General features: G+C 62.6%; 17 protein-coding genes and 3 tRNA genes. 19 read left to right on the forward strand and 1 reads right to left on the reverse strand.

Going from position 1 to position 16,346, the window contains the following annotated elements:
- From DFK10_RS10365 to DFK10_RS10380, 4 genes are all read left to right on the forward strand, one after another.
- A complete protein-coding gene (locus DFK10_RS10365; protein WP_109388958.1) occupies positions 1–1,509 on the forward strand; it encodes a tripartite tricarboxylate transporter permease in 1,509 nt (502 codons plus the stop codon).
- A 400-nt stretch (positions 1,510–1,909) separates the two neighbouring features.
- Positions 1,910–1,983 (forward strand) — tRNA-Gly (locus DFK10_RS10370).
- A 260-nt stretch (positions 1,984–2,243) separates the two neighbouring features.
- Positions 2,244–4,037, forward strand: a complete 1,794-nt coding sequence (locus DFK10_RS10375) for an ABC transporter transmembrane domain-containing protein (protein ID WP_109388959.1) — start codon at positions 2,244–2,246, stop codon at positions 4,035–4,037.
- Positions 4,038–4,170: 133 nt separating this feature from the next.
- Positions 4,171–6,054 carry an acyl-CoA synthetase gene (locus DFK10_RS10380; protein ID WP_109388960.1) on the forward strand — a complete coding sequence of 628 codons (1,884 nt, stop codon included), beginning with the start codon at positions 4,171–4,173 and terminating at the stop codon, positions 6,052–6,054.
- 132 nt (positions 6,055–6,186) lie between these two features.
- Here the strand turns inward: DFK10_RS10380 and DFK10_RS10385 are convergent.
- Positions 6,187–6,261: transfer RNA gene (locus DFK10_RS10385), tRNA-Thr, on the reverse strand.
- An 86-nt stretch (positions 6,262–6,347) separates the two neighbouring features.
- On the opposite strand from DFK10_RS10385, the gene DFK10_RS16485 reads away from it, so the two are divergent.
- The 15 genes from DFK10_RS16485 (at position 6,348) to DFK10_RS10455 (ending at position 16,151) form a co-directional block, all read left to right on the forward strand.
- Positions 6,348–6,503, forward strand: a complete 156-nt coding sequence (locus DFK10_RS16485; protein WP_217810129.1) for a hypothetical protein — start codon at positions 6,348–6,350, stop codon at positions 6,501–6,503.
- 6 nt (positions 6,504–6,509) lie between these two features.
- Positions 6,510–7,778, forward strand: coding sequence for a UDP-N-acetylglucosamine 1-carboxyvinyltransferase (gene murA, locus DFK10_RS10390; RefSeq protein ID WP_109388961.1), 1,269 nt, complete (start codon positions 6,510–6,512; stop codon positions 7,776–7,778).
- Entirely contained in the window at positions 7,775–8,257 is a 483-nt protein-coding gene (locus tag DFK10_RS10395) for a DUF2948 family protein (RefSeq protein ID WP_109388962.1), read from the forward strand. Before murA ends, DFK10_RS10395 begins: the two co-directional genes overlap by 4 nt.
- 168 nt (positions 8,258–8,425) lie before the next feature.
- A complete protein-coding gene (gene hisD / locus DFK10_RS10400; RefSeq protein ID WP_109388963.1) occupies positions 8,426–9,736 on the forward strand; it encodes a histidinol dehydrogenase in 1,311 nt (436 codons plus the stop codon).
- Positions 9,733–10,212, forward strand: coding sequence for a UPF0262 family protein (locus DFK10_RS10405; protein ID WP_109388964.1), 480 nt, complete (start codon positions 9,733–9,735; stop codon positions 10,210–10,212). The genes hisD and DFK10_RS10405 overlap by 4 nt, the downstream gene beginning before the upstream one ends.
- A 3-nt stretch (positions 10,213–10,215) precedes the next feature.
- Positions 10,216–10,683, forward strand: coding sequence for an arsenate-mycothiol transferase ArsC (locus tag DFK10_RS10410; RefSeq protein ID WP_109388965.1), 468 nt, complete (start codon positions 10,216–10,218; stop codon positions 10,681–10,683).
- Positions 10,683–11,084: a ketosteroid isomerase-related protein gene (locus DFK10_RS10415; protein ID WP_109388966.1), complete on the forward strand. Its 402-nt coding sequence runs from the start codon at positions 10,683–10,685 to the stop codon at positions 11,082–11,084. The genes DFK10_RS10410 and DFK10_RS10415 overlap by 1 nt, the downstream gene beginning before the upstream one ends.
- Complete coding sequence (locus DFK10_RS10420) at positions 11,081–11,665, forward strand: GNAT family N-acetyltransferase (RefSeq protein ID WP_109388967.1); 585 nt, start codon at positions 11,081–11,083, stop codon at positions 11,663–11,665. The genes DFK10_RS10415 and DFK10_RS10420 overlap by 4 nt, the downstream gene beginning before the upstream one ends.
- Positions 11,662–12,531 carry a carbon-nitrogen hydrolase family protein gene (locus DFK10_RS10425; RefSeq protein ID WP_109388968.1) on the forward strand — a complete coding sequence of 290 codons (870 nt, stop codon included), beginning with the start codon at positions 11,662–11,664 and terminating at the stop codon, positions 12,529–12,531. Before DFK10_RS10420 ends, DFK10_RS10425 begins: the two co-directional genes overlap by 4 nt.
- A 77-nt stretch (positions 12,532–12,608) precedes the next feature.
- A complete protein-coding gene (infA, locus tag DFK10_RS10430; protein WP_008186030.1) occupies positions 12,609–12,827 on the forward strand; it encodes a translation initiation factor IF-1 in 219 nt (72 codons plus the stop codon).
- A gap of 88 nt (positions 12,828–12,915) precedes the next feature.
- Positions 12,916–13,497 (forward strand): Maf family protein, encoded by a 582-nt coding sequence (locus DFK10_RS10435; RefSeq protein ID WP_109388969.1) that lies wholly within the window; start codon positions 12,916–12,918, stop codon positions 13,495–13,497.
- Positions 13,494–14,537: a ribonuclease E/G gene (locus DFK10_RS10440; protein ID WP_109388970.1), complete on the forward strand. Its 1,044-nt coding sequence runs from the start codon at positions 13,494–13,496 to the stop codon at positions 14,535–14,537. Before DFK10_RS10435 ends, DFK10_RS10440 begins: the two co-directional genes overlap by 4 nt.
- Entirely contained in the window at positions 14,534–14,728 is a 195-nt protein-coding gene (locus DFK10_RS10445) for a DNA gyrase inhibitor YacG (RefSeq protein WP_109388971.1), read from the forward strand. Before DFK10_RS10440 ends, DFK10_RS10445 begins: the two co-directional genes overlap by 4 nt.
- Before the next feature lie 73 nt (positions 14,729–14,801).
- Positions 14,802–14,876, forward strand: a tRNA-Phe gene (locus tag DFK10_RS10450).
- A gap of 99 nt (positions 14,877–14,975) precedes the next feature.
- Complete coding sequence (locus DFK10_RS10455; protein ID WP_109388972.1) at positions 14,976–16,151, forward strand: tyrosine-type recombinase/integrase; 1,176 nt, start codon at positions 14,976–14,978, stop codon at positions 16,149–16,151.
- The last annotated feature ends 195 nt before the right edge of the window (positions 16,152–16,346 follow it).

Consider the following 16,346-nt stretch of genomic DNA (forward strand, 5'->3'; position numbering starts at 1 on the left):
ATGGGCATCGACGCGCTGATCGCAGGATGGGAGCTGTTCGGGACACCGCTCGCCATTGCGATGACCATTTTCGGATGTTTCCTCGGACTCATCATCGGGGTCATGCCCGGGCTGGGGCCACTGATGGGGATCATATTGCTGCTTCCGGCGGTGTTTCACCTGCCGCCCGTCGCCGCGATGGGCGCACTGATTGCGATCTTTGTCGGGGGGTCCTGTGGCGGTGCCGTTTCGGCCATTGTTCTGCGCATCCCGGGCACCCCCATCGCGGCTGCGACCCTGCTGGACGGCTACCCAATGGCACAGAAGGGCCGGGCGGGCGAAGCCATAGGTCTGGCGATCTCCGCATCTGCTGTCGGTGGCATCATCGGCGGCATCATCCTGATCGCATTGGCGCCCGTGCTGGCGGATTTCGCCCTGCGCTTCGGGCCGCCTGAATATTTCGCGCTGACCCTGCTGGGTCTGATCGCCATCGCGGTGGTCGGCCGCGAGGCGCCGCTCAAGGGATTCATCACCGGCGTCTTGGGCCTGTTGATCGCCACCATCGGCACAGACGCGATTTCCAACGCGCAACGGTTCACTTTCGGCCATTTCGAACTGTCGAGCGGCTTTCACATCGTCGCCATCGTCGTTGGCCTTTTCGCCGTATCCGAAGTGCTTTTCCAGGTTCGTGGCGGAGGCTTGCTGGAGGCGCCAAAGGTGCCGCGTGTGCGCATTTCCCTTTTCTCGCTCGTTCTGCTCTTGAAGCACCCGGTCAACCTCGTGCGCTCCAGCGCCATTGGCACGTTCTTCGGGTCGCTGCCGGGCGCGGGCGGGGTGATCAGCGCCTTCAGCTCCTACGCTGTCGCCAAGGCGCAGGCCCGTCCGGAAGACGGCTATGGAGAGGGCGCCGAAGGTGGTGTGGTGGCGACCGAAGCGGCCAATAACGCATCTGCCGGGGGAACGCTGATCCCCACCATGGCGCTGGGCGTTCCAGGCGACGCCTCGGCGGCAGTTCTGATGAGCGCGCTGATCCTGTTCGGTTATTTCCCCGGCCCCGAACTCTTCGAACAGAACCTCGACGTCGCCGGCGGTATGTTCCTCGCCTACATCTTTGCCAATGTCGCGTTGGCGGGTCTCGGTTTTCTCATGACCCCGGTGTTTCTGTCGGTGCTGCGCCTGCGCAAGGTGCACCTGCTGCCCGTTGTCGTGATGCTGAGCGTGATGGGAACCTTTGCGCTGCAATCTTCGGTCTTCGATTTGTGGAGCATGCTGGGCTTCGGCGCGTTGGGGTATTTCCTGCGCCTCCATGGCTATCCGTTGGCGCCCATCGTAATCGGTGTGGTTTTGGGACCGATTTGCGAGTCCAATTTCCGCCGCTCGCTGCTTATCTCTCGCGATGGGCTATCCATCTTTTGGGAGCGTGAGATCACCTTCACCATACTTCTCGTCACGGTTCTTGTTGTTCTTTGGGGCCTGGTCGGAAAGGGTGTGTCCCGTTGGCTGAAGCGGCAGTTCCAGCGCGCAACCTAGATTGCGCCAGCATCCAGTTTGCCGTCGAGAAGTCAGACGTTCGCACAACTGTGACCCTCGTGGTTCGAGAGAGCCCGGGCTGGCACTTGGAACTGGTGATGGCGTCGCCTGAACCGGTGGAACTGACCAGCCCCCATCCGGCCCCCAACCATTGAGAGCTGCCCGCTTGATATAGATGAATTCTTGTCTGATCAGGGTTGGTTAGGCTTTGACCCAGAGGACTATCATCATGACTCGCAGGCTCTGGAAGGCGATCCTGACTTTCCTGTTCGTAGCGGCGACGGCGGTCGTTTCGGCTGAAACTTGCATCCGCTGAGAGGCGCATGAATATCCGTTAGAGGCCGTTGTACGCTACAGCTTGACCCTCACTTGCGCATGAAATACAGACTTCGAGCAGCGAGCGGGTATGGTGAAATGGTATCACACGAGCCTTCCAAGCTCTTGGTGCGGGTTCGATTCCCGCTACCCGCTCCAAGAAGCCCCATTGCACATCCTGCCTGCCGCGACGGCCGTATGTCTCTCTCCTGGTGCGCTGAAGATTAGTGGCTTTCTCTATCGTCGTGTCTGCTGGTCGGACGATGTGGCTCCCTTCGTCACGAGTGCCCCTGCGAGGGCGACACATCGCCAAGAGACGCGGTGAAATGCAGCGTTGGTCGCGCTGCGGCAGGCAGAGACTTGTGCTTTGCCGGGCCTGTGGCTAAGTCAGCCCGGCAACAGGACGACACCGGGGACCCATGGCACGACCACCGCGCAGCAATGACGAGGACCGCGAAAAGTCCAAGCGCGTTGGCGCCCTGGCCGAGCTCTGGCCATTTCTGCGCCCGTATCGGGTGATGATGGCCGCGGCGATCCTGGCGCTGATCCTGACAGCGGTGATTTCGCTTTTGCTACCCATCGCGGTGCGTCGCGTGGTGGACAATTTCGAAACCTCATCGGCGCAGCTGCTGGATCAGTATTTCGGTGTGGCGCTGGCATTCGCGGGTCTTTTGGCGCTGGGGACCGCGGTTCGATATTACCTCGTTACCCGGCTGGGAGAGCGCGTGGTTGCCGATATCCGCACCGCCGTGTTCGACCGGATGATTTCCATGTCTCCGGCCTTCTACGAGAGGATCATGACCGGCGAGGTTCTCAGCCGGATCACCACGGACACGACCCTTATCCTCAGCGTCATCGGCTCGTCGGTCTCGGTCGCCTTGCGCAACGTGCTGATCTTCCTTGGCGGGCTGGTGCTGATGCTGTTCACCTCGGCCAAGCTGACCGGGCTCGTGCTGCTGATCGTGCCGGCGGTGATCGTGCCGATCGTGGTTCTCGGGCGGCGCTTGCGGTCGCTGAGCCGGGAAAACCAGGACTGGATCGCGGCCTCATCGGGCAATGCCTCAGAGGCGCTCTTGTCCGTCCAGACCGTGCAGGCCTTCACCCATGAGGCGCCCAGCCGGGACCAGTTTCATGACGTGACGGAGAAGAGCTTTGTCGCCGCGCGCCGCCGGATCGGCGTCCGCGCCTCGATGACCGCGATCGTGATCTTCCTGATCTTCGCCGGGGTCGTGGGCGTCTTGTGGATCGGTGCGCGGGACGTGCGCGCGGCGGACATGTCCATCGGTGAGCTGGTCCAGTTCGTGATCTATTCCGTCATGGTCGCCGGGGCCGTCGGTGCCCTGACCGAGATCTGGGGTGAATTGCAGCGGGCCGCCGGGGCAACGGAACGTCTGGTCGAGTTGCTCAATTCCGCGGACGCGGTGCACGATCCGGCCGAGCCGCTGCCCGCGCCGGGGACCCGTCAGGGCGAAATCGCCTTCGAGAATGTCACGTTCAGCTACCCGTCGCGGCCGGATCAACAGGCGCTGCACGGCATCGACCTGCATGTGCAGCCCGGCGAGACCGTGGCACTTGTCGGGCCGTCCGGGGCCGGCAAGACGACGATCATCCAGCTTCTTTTGCGGTTCTACGACCCGGCCAGCGGCACCGTCAGGTTCGACGGAGTGGACCTGCGCGACATGGCCCGTGCCGATTTCCGCCGCCATATCGCGCTGGTGCCGCAGGACCCGGTGATCTTTGCCGATACCGCGCGCGAAAACATTCGCTTCGGCCGGCCGGACGCCACCGATGAAGAGGTCGAGGCCGCGGCCCGCGCGGCCGCCGCCGACGATTTTCTGCGCGCGCTGCCTCAAGGCTATGACAGCTATGTGGGCGAACGCGGCGTGATGCTGTCGGGTGGCCAGAAGCAGCGTATTGCCATTGCCCGCGCCATCCTGCGCGACGCCCCGGTGCTGCTGCTGGACGAGGCGACGAGCGCGCTGGATGCGGAAAGCGAACGCGCGGTGCAACATGCGGTCGATACCCTCTCGCAGGACCGCACCACGCTGATCGTGGCGCACCGGCTGGCGACGGTGAAGAAGGCCGACCGTATCGTGGTCTTCGAAGATGGCCGCATCGTCGCTCAGGGCACGCATGACGCGCTGGTGGCCGAGGGCGGGCTCTATGCAAGGCTGGCCCGGCTGCAATTCACCGAAGGGCTGGCCGCCGAATAGTCCGATGCGTGAAGTGACGGCGCGTCGTGTCGGCCGATAACGCTTGTCTTGAGCGGTGCGAATCCGCATCTTTCCCTGCAAGGAGAGGCCCGGCCATGATGGAACGGGCCGCGGGAACAGGGAGGAGACGACCATGAGCTTTGCCTCGATGGCCGATCGCAATGCAATCGAACAGGAAATGCCGTGGGAAGAGCGGGATATGCCCACGACGCTCTTTCAGCTTTTGTCGCAGACCGAGGCAGAACATGGCCGGCGCAATGCGTTCACCTTCCAGATGTTTTCCGATCCCAAGGCCCCGGCCGAAACGCTGACCTGGACGGGCCTCAAGGACAAGGTCAGCCAGGCGGCCAACATGTTCCGCGGACTGGGCATCGGCGAGGAAGACGTCGTCGCCTTCCTGCTGCCCAATTGCACGGAAACCGCGCTGACCTATCTGGGAGGCGCCGTTGCGGGGATCGTCAACCCGATCAATCCGCTGCTGGAGGCCGAACAGATCGCCGGTATCCTGCGAGAGACCAACGCCAAGGTTCTGGTCACGCTCAAGGCCTTTCCCAAGACCGACGTGGCCCAGAAGGCGGCCGAGGCGGTGGCGCTGGCCCCCAACGTGGAAACCGTGATCGAGGTGGACCTTCTGCGCTACCTGACCGGGCTGAAGAAATTCATCGTGCCCATGATCCGGCCGAAAAATCCGGTCAGCCACAAGGCCAAGGTGATCGACTTCAACCAGGAACTGGACCGCCACGCGCCCGTCCTCGCCTTCGAGGACAGCAAGGCCGACCGTGTCGCGGCCTATTTCCATACCGGTGGCACCACGGGCATGCCGAAGGTCGCCCAGCACCGATATTCCGGCATCATCTACAATGCCTGGCTGGGCAAACGGTTGCTGTTCACCGAACAGGACGTGCAGATGACGCCGCTGCCCATGTTCCACGTCTTCGCGACCATCGTGTCGTTGGGGGCCTCTTTGGCCTCGGGGGCGCATATCGTCTTTCCGACGCCGCAGGGCTATCGCGGGGATGGCGTTTTCGACAATCTGTGGAAGCTGATCGAACGCTACAACGCGACTTTCCTGATCGGCGTGCCCACGGCCCTGTCGGCCATGATGCAGCGCAAGGTGAATGCGGACATCTCGTCGTTGCAACTGGTGTTCTGTGGATCGTCGCCGCTTCCGGTCGAGCTATACAAGCGGTTCGAGAAGGCTGCCGACGTGACCATCTGCGAGGGCTACGGCCTGACCGAGGCGACCTGCCTTGTGTCGATCAACCCGCCGGACGGTGAAAAGAAGGTCGGCTCCATCGGTATTCCGTTTCCCTATTCGGATGTCAAGATCCTCGACCACACCGCCGATGGCCCGGCCGAGGCGCCGATCAACCAGATCGGCGAGATCTGCGTCGACAGCCCAGGTGTCTTCGAGGGCAAGACCTATACCCAGACCGAGAAGAATACCGGGCTGTTCCACCACGATCGCTACCTGCGCACCGGCGACCTGGGCCGGATCGACGAAGATGGCTACCTGTGGATCACGGGCCGCGCCAAGGACCTGATCATTCGCGGCGGCCACAATATCGACCCCGCCGAGATCGAAGAGGCGCTTGCCGGTCATGATGCCGTGGCCTTCGCCGCCGCCATCGGCCAGCCCGACGCCCATGCCGGGGAACTGCCCTGCGCCTATGTTGAACTGGTGGATGGCGCCAAGGTGAGCGAGGATGAGCTCATGCTGTTCGCCAACGAACGAATCCACGAGCGCGCAGCCCATATCAAGCACCTCGATATCCTGCCCGAGTTGCCCAAGACGGCGGTGGGCAAGACGCTCAAGAACGAGCTGCGCAAGCTGGCCATCGCCCGTGTCTATGGCGCGGCGCTGTCGGCGGCCGATGTCGCCGCCGAGGTGGCCGAGGTGGAAGAGGACAAAAAGAAGGGTCTGGTCTGCTACCTGCGCAAGACCGGCACCGTGACCGACGCGGACGTGCAAAAGGCGCTGGGCACATTCACCCGCCCCTGGGAGTGGGCTGCGTAGTCCCCGATCCACACCGGGACGTGACGACGGGAAAAGGGCGCCATCCGGCGCTCTTTTTCTTTTCCGACACGGGCAAGGCCCATCGCAGGGGAGGTGCCGGTTCGTTCGCCGCGTCGATACATGTGGGGAAGATGGTGCTGCTGGGGAGGATTGAACTCCCGACCTCACCCTTACCAAGGGTGCGCTCTACCACTGAGCTACAGCAGCGCCGTGAGCCGGGGGATTAGACGTATTCTTGCCGCCTTGCAAGCCCTCTCTGGACGGTTTTTGCGCAGCAATGTAGACGGTGGGTCATGAGCGGAAAAACCGACCCCAAATCGCCGAAGAAGCCGGATCAGGACCGGGATGCGCGGCTGAAGGCGGCGTTGAAGGCGAACCTTCAGCGGCGCAAGCAGCAGGCGCGGGTGCGTGGTGGAGCGGACAAGGGCACGGCCCAAGAGAAAGAGTAGACAGGCATGGATTCCATTATCGTACGCGGCGGCAACCCTCTTTCCGGCGAGATCGAGATCGCCGGGGCCAAGAACGCCGCCCTGACCCTGATGCCGGCGGCGCTGCTGAGCGAAGAGCCCCTGACGCTCACCAACACGCCGCGTCTTTCGGATATCCAGACAATGACGACGCTGCTGCAATCGCTTGGCACCGAGGTGTCGGCCTTGCAGGGCGGCAGGGTGCAGGCCATGGCCTGTCACGGCGAGGTCAATCACGTGGCCGAGTATGACATCGTGCGCAAGATGCGCGCATCGAATCTGGTCCTTGGCCCGCTGCTGGCGCGCGAGGGGCGGGCGGTGGTCTCGTTGCCGGGGGGCTGCGCCATCGGCGCGCGGCCCATGGACATTCACATTCACGGGCTGGAGGCGCTGGGCGCCGAGATCGAATTGAAGGATGGCTACCTGCATGCCACCACGCGCGGTGGTCTCAAAGGAGCGGTGGTCGATTTCCCCTTCGCGTCTGTCGGGGCAACGGAAAACGTGCTGATGGCGGCGACCCTGGCCAAGGGCACCACGGTGATAAAGAACGCCGCGCGCGAGCCGGAGATCGTCGACCTGGCGACCTGCCTGCGCAAGATGGGGGCCCAGATCGAGGGCGCCGGCACGTCGGAGATCACGGTGCAGGGGGTCGATCGCCTGCATGGCGCGACCCATCCGGTCGTGGCCGACCGGATCGAGCTGGGCACCTACATGCTGGCCCCGGTGATCGCAGGGGGCGAAGTGACCTGTATCGGCGGGCGCATGGACCTCGTGTCCGCCTTCGTGGAGAAGCTGGAGGCGGCAGGCGTGCATGTGCACGAAACCGAGCTGGGCCTGCACGTCGCGCGCAAGAACGGTCGCCCCAAGGCCGTGGACGTGACCACCGAGCCGTTCCCGGGGTTTCCGACCGACCTGCAGGCGCAGATGATGGCCATGCTGTGCTTCGCCGAGGGCACGAGCGTGCTGGAGGAAAAGATCTTCGAGAACCGGTTCATGCATGCCCCGGAGCTTATGCGGATGGGCGCCGAGATCGAGGTGCATGGCGGCACCGCCACGGTACACGGGGTCGAGGGCCTGAAGGGGGCGCCGGTCATGGCCACGGATTTGCGGGCCTCGGTATCTCTGATCCTGGCCGGGCTGGCGGCCGAGGGCGAGACGCAGGTGAACCGTGTCTATCACCTCGACCGCGGCTATGAACATGTCGAGGAAAAACTGGGCCGGGTCGGCGCGGATATCGAAAGGGTGCCGGGACAGTGACGGACGACGCCACATTCGAAGAGGGCGCCGAGCGCCCGCTGCGCCTGCGGGCGCTGGATGCCGATGACCTCGCGGTGATCTCGGGCCTTGTTCAGGATGCCGTCTTTCCGGGCACGGAAATGCGTTGGGACCGCAAGGCGCGGCGGTTCGGGCTATTGGTGAATCGATTCCGCTGGGAAGACGCGGATCGCGCCGAGGCGCGGGGCCGACCCTATGAGCGTGTGCAATCGGTGCTGGCCTTCGAAGATGTGCTTGCCGTCCAGAGCCAGGGGGTCACGCCGGGGGATGCCGACACGATCCTCTCAATTCTGTCCGTGGTCTTCGAGCCAGGCGAGGACGGAGAGGGTCAAGTCCTGCTGACCCTTGCCGGCGATGGGGCCATCCGGCTGCGGGTCGAGGCGCTGGAGGCGGTGCTGCGGGACGTGACACGGCCCTATCTCGCGCCCTCAGGTGACAAGCCGCGGCATCCCGAGGGCTGAACCGCCGCCAAAATGCGTGCCTGCGGCACACAGGTTTGGTTTGCAGGGGGCGCTGCCCCCGTCGCGCATGGCGCGACTCCCCCGGGATATTTTCGGTCCAAAGAAGAGCGGGTTCGGATTGCGGGGGCGGGCCGGGCTTTGTATGTCGGCAGGCAAAGGAGAGACCTCATGCCTGCCTTCCTGTCGACGACCGAGGATGATTTCGAAAGCCGTTTCGCCGCGCTGCTGGAGATGAAGCGCGAGGACAGCCCGGATGTGGATGCGGTGGTTGCGGAGATCATCGCCGATGTGTGGGCTCGGGGGGATGCGGCCGTGCTGGAGTTGACGGCGAAGTTCGACCGGCTGGACCTGGCGCCCGATGGCCTGCGAGTAACGGAGGTGGAAATCGACCGTTGCATGGCGGAGGTGCCCGGGGCCGAGCGCGCGGCGCTGGAGCAGGCGGCGGAACGCATCCGGGCCTACCACGAGCGGCAGGTTCCCGAGGATGCCTGGTGGGAGGATGAGACCGGGGCCGGGCTGGGCTGGCGCTGGACTCCTGTTGCGGCGGCGGGGCTTTACGTGCCGGGGGGGCTGGCCAGCTATCCGTCCTCGGTGCTGATGAATGCCATTCCGGCGAAAGTGGCAGGGGTTGGGCGCCTGGCCATGGTGGTGCCGACGCCGGATGGGGTCGTCAATCCCCTCGTGATGCTGGCTGCACGGCTCTCCGGGGTAGACGAGATCTATCGCATCGGCGGCGCGCAGGCCGTGGCCGCGCTGGCCTATGGCACGGAAACCATCGCGCCGGTGGACAAGATCACCGGGCCGGGCAATGCCTTTGTCGCCGCGGCCAAGCGGCGGGTTTTCGGCAAGGTCGGGATCGACATGATCGCGGGGCCGTCGGAGATCCTGGTGATCGCCGATGGCGACAATGATCCGGACTGGATCGCGCTGGATCTGCTGAGCCAGGCGGAGCATGACGAGAGTGCCCAGTCGATCCTGATCACCACGGACGAGGGCTTTGGCCGGGCCGTTGCCGCGGCCGTGGACAAGCGGCTGGAGACGCTGGACCGCCGCGCCATCGCCGGGGCCAGCTGGCGCGATTTCGGGGCGGTGATCGTGGTGCGCGACCTCGACGAGGCGGTGGCGCTGTCCGATCGGATCGCGCCGGAGCACCTGGAATTGTGCGTGGCAGGGGCCGAGGCGCTGGCCGAACGTGTCACCCATGCCGGTGCGGTCTTCATCGGGGGCTGGACGCCGGAGGCGATTGGCGATTACGTGGGAGGACCGAACCATGTTCTGCCTACCGCCCGGTCGGCGCGCTTTTCGTCTGGATTGTCCGTGATGGATTTCGTCAAACGCACCACGCTGTCGCGTATGACCCCCGCCGCGTTGGGTCGGATCGGGCCGGCGGCCGAAATCCTGGCGCAATCCGAAAGTCTGGAGGCGCACGGGCTGTCGGTGCGCGCGCGTCTGAACAAGCTCAACGAGGGCGGGGCATGAGCCGGATCATCGACATTCAGCTGGATGACAGCGGCCTGCCGCCGCCGACGCCCGAGATCGAGCAGGAGCGCAAGGTCGCGATGTTCGACCTGATGGAAGAGAATTCCTTTGCCTTGCCCGAGCGCGAGGGCCGCGATGTGCCGCAGGGGCCCTTCAAGCTGGCCCTTTCCATCCGCGAAAAGCGCCTGGTGTTCGACGTGGCCAGTGAAGACGATACGCAGGTGGCAGAATTCCAGTTGTCGCTGGGGCCGTTCCGGCAGGTGGTGAAGGACTATTTCCAGATTTGTGCCAGCTATTTCGATGCGGTCAAGAACTCCACCCCCGGCCAGATCGAGACCATCGACATGGCCCGCCGTGGCATCCACAACGAAGGCGCCCGGGTTTTGCAGGAGCGGTTGGAAGGCAAGGTTGTGGTGGACAACGACACGGCTCGGCGGCTTTTCACGCTGATTTGCGTGCTGCATTTCGGGGGCTGAGCGATGGACGCAGGAAAACAGCCCCTTCCGCAATCGGTGCTGTTCTGCTGTGATCACAACTCTGTCCGTTCGCCCATGGCCGAGGGCATCATGAAGAAGTTCTATGGCACCGAGACCTATGTGCAATCGGCCGGCGTCAAGGGTGAGCTGGAGGTGGACGGTTTTGCCATCGCCGTCTGCCAGGAGATCGGCGTCGAGCTGTCGCGCCATCGGACCCGGTCCTTCGACCAGATGGAGGAATGGGGCGATGACCTGTCCTCTTTCGACCTCGTGGTGGCGCTCTCGCCGGCCAGCCAGCGCCGGGCGCTGGAACTGACCCGGCATGCGCATCTGGAGATCGAGTATTGGCCCATCCTTGATCCGACAGGGTTGGGCGAAACCCGCGAGGCCAAGCTGGACAGCTACCGGCAGGCCCGCGACCAGATCATCGACAGGCTGCGGGCCCGCTGGGGCCCGGAAAGAGAGGCATGATGGTGGATGCAAAGGCTGTTCTGGGCCGCTATTTCGAGGCGTTCAACGCGGGCGATATAGACGGGATGCTGGCCGAACTGGCCCCGGACGTGGCCCATCACGTCAACGAGGGACAGGTGCGGGTGGGGCGCGATGAATTCCGCGCCTTCTGCGAGCATATGGCGCGCTGCTATGAAGAGACCCTGACAGAGATGGTGATCTTCGCCAACGAGGACGGCACCCGCGCGGCAGCGGAATTCATGGTCAACGGAACCTATCTTGAAACTGACGAAGGGTTGCCCGAGGCGCGCGGCCAGACTTACCGCCTTCCGGCCGGGTCTTTCATGTCGCTGGAGGCGGGCAAGATCACCCGAGTGACCACTTATTATAACCTGGCCGATTGGCTGCATCAGGTCCGATGATCGACGTGCGGCCATTAACCGGGGCCGACCTGGAACGAGCCCTTCCGGATGTGGCGCGGCTGCGCATGGCCGTGTTTCGCGACTGGCCCTACCTGTATGATGGCTCCTTCGACTACGAACACCGCTACCTGCAAAGCTATCGCGACAGCGCCGGGGCGATCCTTGTCGGGGCCTTCGATGGCAACCGGCTGGTTGGCGCGGCCACGGGCACCCCGATGGAAGACCATGCCGAGGATTTCGCCCGTGCCTTCGAGGGGCAGGGCGTGCCCCTGAAAGACATCTTCTATTGTGCGGAGTCGGTGTTGTTGCCCGAGTATCGCGGGCAGGGGATTGGCCATGCCTTCTTCGATGCGCGCGAGGATCATGCGCGTCGCCTTGGGCGGGCCTATAGCGCATTTTGCGGCGTGATCCGCCCCGAGGATCATCCGATGAGGCCTGATGGGTATCGTCCGCTTGACGATTTCTGGCGCAGGCGGGGCTACGAGAAATTGCCGGGTGTTATCGCCCAATTCGACTGGACCGATATCGGCGATGCGGAGCAGACGCCCAAGCCGCTGCAATTCTGGATGCGTGCGCTATGAAGATCGCGGCCTGTGCCTATCATTGCGGGGGCGTGCCGGACCGGGCCGCACTTAGGGCGAAGCTGGATGCGCTTGTGGCCGACTGTGATGCCGACCTTGTGGTTCTGCCTGAATATGCGGCGATGGATGCCGCCTTGGCGGGTGCCCGGATTGATTTCGGCGACATCGGCTGGCGTGACCGGGCGGCGGATCGGGCCGAGGACTGGGTGGACCTCTTCCGTCAGTTGGCGACGCGGCATGATTGCCATATCTTGGCGGGGTCGGGGCCGGCCCGCGCCGAAGGCTGCATCGTCAATCGCAGCTGGCTGGTGGCGCCTTCCGGGGCGGTTGTCCACCAGGACAAGCTGATCCTGACCCCCTATGAGCGGGACACGCTTGCAATGGTGGGGGGTGGCGATTTGCGCCTCTTTGCCACCGCGCTGGGAAAGATCGGGATTCTCGTTTGCTATGACAGCGAATTTCCCATCCTGGCCAGGCGTTTGGCACAGGCCGGGGCGGATATGATCCTGGTGCCATCCTGCACGGATTTTCCCGCCGGACAGACCCGTGTGCGGCAATCGGCGCGGGCGCGGGCGATCGAGAACCAGTGCCTCGTGGTGCAGGCGCCGCTTGTCGGGCGGGTCGAGGGCTGCGGGATCGTCGATGAAAGCACCGGCCGGGCGGGGCTTTTCTGCCCGCCCGATCATGGCCTGCCGTCCGATGGTATCCTGGCCCAGGGCGACACCGACAGCACCCGACCGGTCATCGCCGAGGTCGATCCCGCCGCCATCGCTGCGCCGCGCCAGGCTGGCCAGGTCGGCAATTTCGCCCATTGGGGTGAACAGGAAAGACACGATCGCGACGTCAAAACCATGGTCCTTGCGTGATTAACCCTTGAAAATCGGGCGTCTTGCGCTCATTTAGTGCCGTCCGCGCTGATGCGGAGAACAAATACGGAGTGAACATGGCCAAGGAAGAACTGCTCGAATTCCCCGGTGTCGTGAAGGAACTCCTGCCGAACGCGACATTCCTGGTCGAGCTGGAAAACGGCCATACGATCATCGCGCATACGGCAGGCAAGATGCGCAAGAACCGCATCCGTGTTCTGGCCGGCGACAAGGTGCAGGTCGAAATGACCCCCTATGACCTGACCAAGGGCCGGATCAATTACCGGTTCAAGTAACGCGAAGCCAACGGATTCGCGTCAGTGCGGGTGACCGTTTTGCGCAGCAGAATTAGACCGGCACCCGGCTGCAAGACTGGGCGCTGAAATGATCGACACCCCCAAACTCATCCTCGGCTCGGGCAGCCCGCGCAGGCTCGACCTGCTGGCGCAAATGGGCCTGACCCCGCATGCGGTGCGCGCCCCAGACATCGACGAAACCCCGGCGACGGGTGAAAAGCCGCGCGATTATGTCCGCCGCATGGCCCGTGAAAAGGCCGAGGCCAGCACCTGCGCCGCTGATGAAGTCGTGCTTTGTGCCGATACCACCGTGTGCATGGGCCGCCGTATCCTTGGCAAGCCGGAAGATGCGGGCGAGGCGGCGACCTTCCTGCACGCCCTGTCGGGCCGGAGGCACAAGGTCATCACAGCGATTGCCGTGCGAGCCGGTGACGTGATCCGCGTCAAGGACGTGGTCACGCAGGTCAGGATGAAACAACTCTCGAATATCGAGGTGAACGGCTATCTCGCCACCGGCGATTGGCAAGGGAAGGCGGGCGGCTATGCCATTCAGGGGCCGGCCGGGGCCTTCGTGCCGTGGATTTCCGGCTCTTACAGCGCCGTCATGGGCCTGCCGGTGGCCGAAACCGCCAACCTGCTGCGCTCCGTCGGAATCGAGGTCTGGGCATGAAGGGACGGCGGATCGTTCTCGACACGGTCGGCGGGCGCGAGGCCGCGGCCTTGCTCGTCGATGGCAAGCTCGATGACCTGTTGATCGACGATCCGGATCAGATCCGCCCCGGCGCGATCTTCCGCGCCATCTGCGACCGCCCGTTGAAAGGGCAGGGCGGCATGATCCTGCGCCTGCCCGATGGTGAAACAGCCTTCCTGCGGCAGGCGAGGGGATTGGCCCCGGGACAGCCCTTGCTGGTGCAGGTGACGGGCTATGCCGACGAGGGCAAGGCCGTGCCGGTCACCGCCAAGGTCCTGTTCAAGAGCCGCTATGCCATCGTCACCCCCGATGCGCCGGGCCGGAACGTGTCGCGCCGGATCAAGGATGATGAGGAACGCGAGCGCCTTCTCGAGGTCGCGCACGAGGTCGAGCTGCCAGGGGGGGCCGGCCTGATCCTGCGCTCCTCCTGCGCCGGGGCCGACCCGGAAGAGATCGCCACGGATATCGCCGACATGGCCGCACTGGCCACGGCTGTGATGGGCGACGGGGCTGGCCGTGAGCCCGAAGCGCTGGTCGAGGGTGACGGACCGCATGCGCTGGCCTGGCGCGAATGGACCGAGCCGGCGGATGTCGTCACAAAGCCCGGCAGCTTTATGGACGAAGGCGTCCTGGACCAGGCCGAGGCACTGGCCAGCGGGCGAGTGCCGCTTGGCGGTGGCGCCTTCATGTATGTCGAACCCACCCGCGCGTTGGTCGCGGTGGACGTGAACACTGGTGGCGATACCTCGCCGTCGGCGGGCCTCAAGGCCAACCTCGCGGCCGCCAAGGCCTTGCCCCGCGCGCTGCGCGTGCTGGGGCTGGGCGGGCAGGTGGTGGTGGATTGCGCGCCGATGACCAAGGCCCATCGCAAACAGGTCGACAGCGCCCTGCGCGCCGCCTTTCGCGCCGATCCGCTGGAGACCGCACTGGTGGGGTGGACGCCATTGGGCCATGTCGAATTGCAGCGCAAGAGGGAACGCTTGCCGATCGCGCCGATGCTTGGCAGCGTGCCGTCATGACCTGCCCGATTTGCGCCAAGCCCACCGCACCTGACTACCGTCCGTTTTGCAGCAGGCGCTGCGCTGATCTTGACCTCGCGCGCTGGCTGGGCGGACACTACGCCGTCCCGTCGCAGGACCCCGAGGAGGCGCTTGAGGCGCAAGAGGAAATGGACCGCCTGGAGGCCGGCCAAAAGACGCGCCCACATTGAGGCAAATAGGGTCTGGACACCCCACCAACCATCCCCTAGAACGCGCGCACCCGAACGCAAGACGTTCACCCGTGCCCGGGTAGCTCAGGGGTAGAGCAGTGGATTGAAAATCCTCGTGTCGGTGGTTCGATTCCGCCCCCGGGCACCATTTTACCAATAAAATCAATGACTTAGGCGCCGTTTGATATGCCTCCGCAAGGTGGCGTATACTTACATAGAGTTACGTAGAACACTAGGGGGTTGTTCCATGCCTGAGTCTCGAAGTGCAAACACTGGTTTCAAAGATATCAAGCGTGGTCTGGCAATATTTAAGAATGGGCACTCCCGATACTGGCACTTGCGCCTATGGGACCCTCTTGCCAAGAAATATGTTAGACGCTCCACGAAGGAGACGAACAGACTTGATGCTATCAGCGTAGCAGTCGAGTATGCCCAGAATTTCAAAAGTCCTGTGGACACGATACACGCAACGCAAAAGTCTACGAGTTTTGAATATTTTGCGAAAAAAATGAATGATATCGACCGCATGAGTGGCAAACGTTCTGCGGACGATGAAGCAAAACTACTCAACCGCTCAAAAGATGGGTTGTTACAGTATTTCGGGCCTTGGGATGTTTCAAAGATCAATACTGCGGCAGTTCGAGATTATCTTTACGAACTTGATAAGAACCGTGGAAAGGCGTTGGCAGAGAGCACAAAAGCAAAACATGTGATCATCATTCGCAAAACGCTTAGTCGTGCACTTGAAGAGGGGGTGCTAAGCACACTTCCAGTGATGCCAAAGACAAAGACCGAGGATAAACCTCGTATTGCGTTCACTGATGAGGGATGGAAACGTTTTGATGAGGCAGCAAAGCATGTGATTGATAATCAGGAGGTGGCCAGAGGCGTGAAAGTAACTCGGCGCCATGTCAGCCTGTTTCGATTTATTATTTACACATTTTTACGACCGACAGAAAAGGAATTATTTGGTATTAAGCATAAGGATGTGAAGGTTAAAGGTGATCCTGCGCACCTAGAAATAGTCTTACATAGTAAGACTGGGAAGCGAACCACCGTTACAATGCCAATAGCGGTGCCGATGTATACTGGAACCATAATGCCGGGAACCTCACCCGACCCGGATGAATATGTTTGGATGCCAGAGTATGAGAATAGAACAACAGCAATCAATACTGCGAGACGTATCTTCAACCACATCCTTCATGCTGCCAATATGTATGATGAAAACCAAAAACTGACACCATATTCACTTCGGCATTATGCGCTACAAAAACGGATGATCGAAAGTGGTGGTCAAGTAAACATCTATAACCTTGCGAAAAATGCAGGCACAAGTGTAGATCAGCTCCAGAGATTTTATCTCAAGTCAATGCCACTCACTGGAGAGTTGATCCAAAATCTGCAGTTCGAAAATAAGTAGTTTTGACCCAAGTGTTTATTTCAGACGCCTTCAACGGTCCCAAAGTGAGCTTTTTTGAAAATGCGGTTCAGTGTTGAAATTTTCCACAAAGGTATTGCAAATTTTTTTGCCAAACACGTCAAGATTTTGGGATTCGTCGTATAAATAATAACGTGACGGTGCGCCTCACGTGACAACTAAAATGAGACGATGATT

Origin of the sequence: Salibaculum griseiflavum (assembly GCF_003129565.1) — a bacterium.
GTDB lineage: Bacteria > Pseudomonadota > Alphaproteobacteria > Rhodobacterales > Rhodobacteraceae > Salibaculum > Salibaculum griseiflavum.

Coding starts and splice junctions, on each gene's coding strand:
- DFK10_RS10365 (WP_109388958.1), top strand. CDS start 1: ATGGGCATCGACGCGCTGATCGCAGGATGGGAGCTGTTCGGGACACCG.
- DFK10_RS10375 (WP_109388959.1), top strand. CDS start 2,244: ATGGCACGACCACCGCGCAGCAATGACGAGGACCGCGAAAAGTCCAAG.
- DFK10_RS10380 (WP_109388960.1), top strand. CDS start 4,171: ATGAGCTTTGCCTCGATGGCCGATCGCAATGCAATCGAACAGGAAATG.
- DFK10_RS16485 (WP_217810129.1), top strand. CDS start 6,348: ATGAGCGGAAAAACCGACCCCAAATCGCCGAAGAAGCCGGATCAGGAC.
- murA (WP_109388961.1), top strand. CDS start 6,510: ATGGATTCCATTATCGTACGCGGCGGCAACCCTCTTTCCGGCGAGATC.
- hisD (WP_109388963.1), top strand. CDS start 8,426: ATGCCTGCCTTCCTGTCGACGACCGAGGATGATTTCGAAAGCCGTTTC.
- DFK10_RS10405 (WP_109388964.1), top strand. CDS start 9,733: ATGAGCCGGATCATCGACATTCAGCTGGATGACAGCGGCCTGCCGCCG.
- DFK10_RS10410 (WP_109388965.1), top strand. CDS start 10,216: ATGGACGCAGGAAAACAGCCCCTTCCGCAATCGGTGCTGTTCTGCTGT.
- DFK10_RS10415 (WP_109388966.1), top strand. CDS start 10,683: ATGGTGGATGCAAAGGCTGTTCTGGGCCGCTATTTCGAGGCGTTCAAC.
- DFK10_RS10420 (WP_109388967.1), top strand. CDS start 11,081: ATGATCGACGTGCGGCCATTAACCGGGGCCGACCTGGAACGAGCCCTT.
- DFK10_RS10425 (WP_109388968.1), top strand. CDS start 11,662: ATGAAGATCGCGGCCTGTGCCTATCATTGCGGGGGCGTGCCGGACCGG.
- infA (WP_008186030.1), top strand. CDS start 12,609: ATGGCCAAGGAAGAACTGCTCGAATTCCCCGGTGTCGTGAAGGAACTC.
- DFK10_RS10435 (WP_109388969.1), top strand. CDS start 12,916: ATGATCGACACCCCCAAACTCATCCTCGGCTCGGGCAGCCCGCGCAGG.
- DFK10_RS10440 (WP_109388970.1), top strand. CDS start 13,494: ATGAAGGGACGGCGGATCGTTCTCGACACGGTCGGCGGGCGCGAGGCC.
- DFK10_RS10445 (WP_109388971.1), top strand. CDS start 14,534: ATGACCTGCCCGATTTGCGCCAAGCCCACCGCACCTGACTACCGTCCG.
- DFK10_RS10455 (WP_109388972.1), top strand. CDS start 14,976: ATGCCTGAGTCTCGAAGTGCAAACACTGGTTTCAAAGATATCAAGCGT.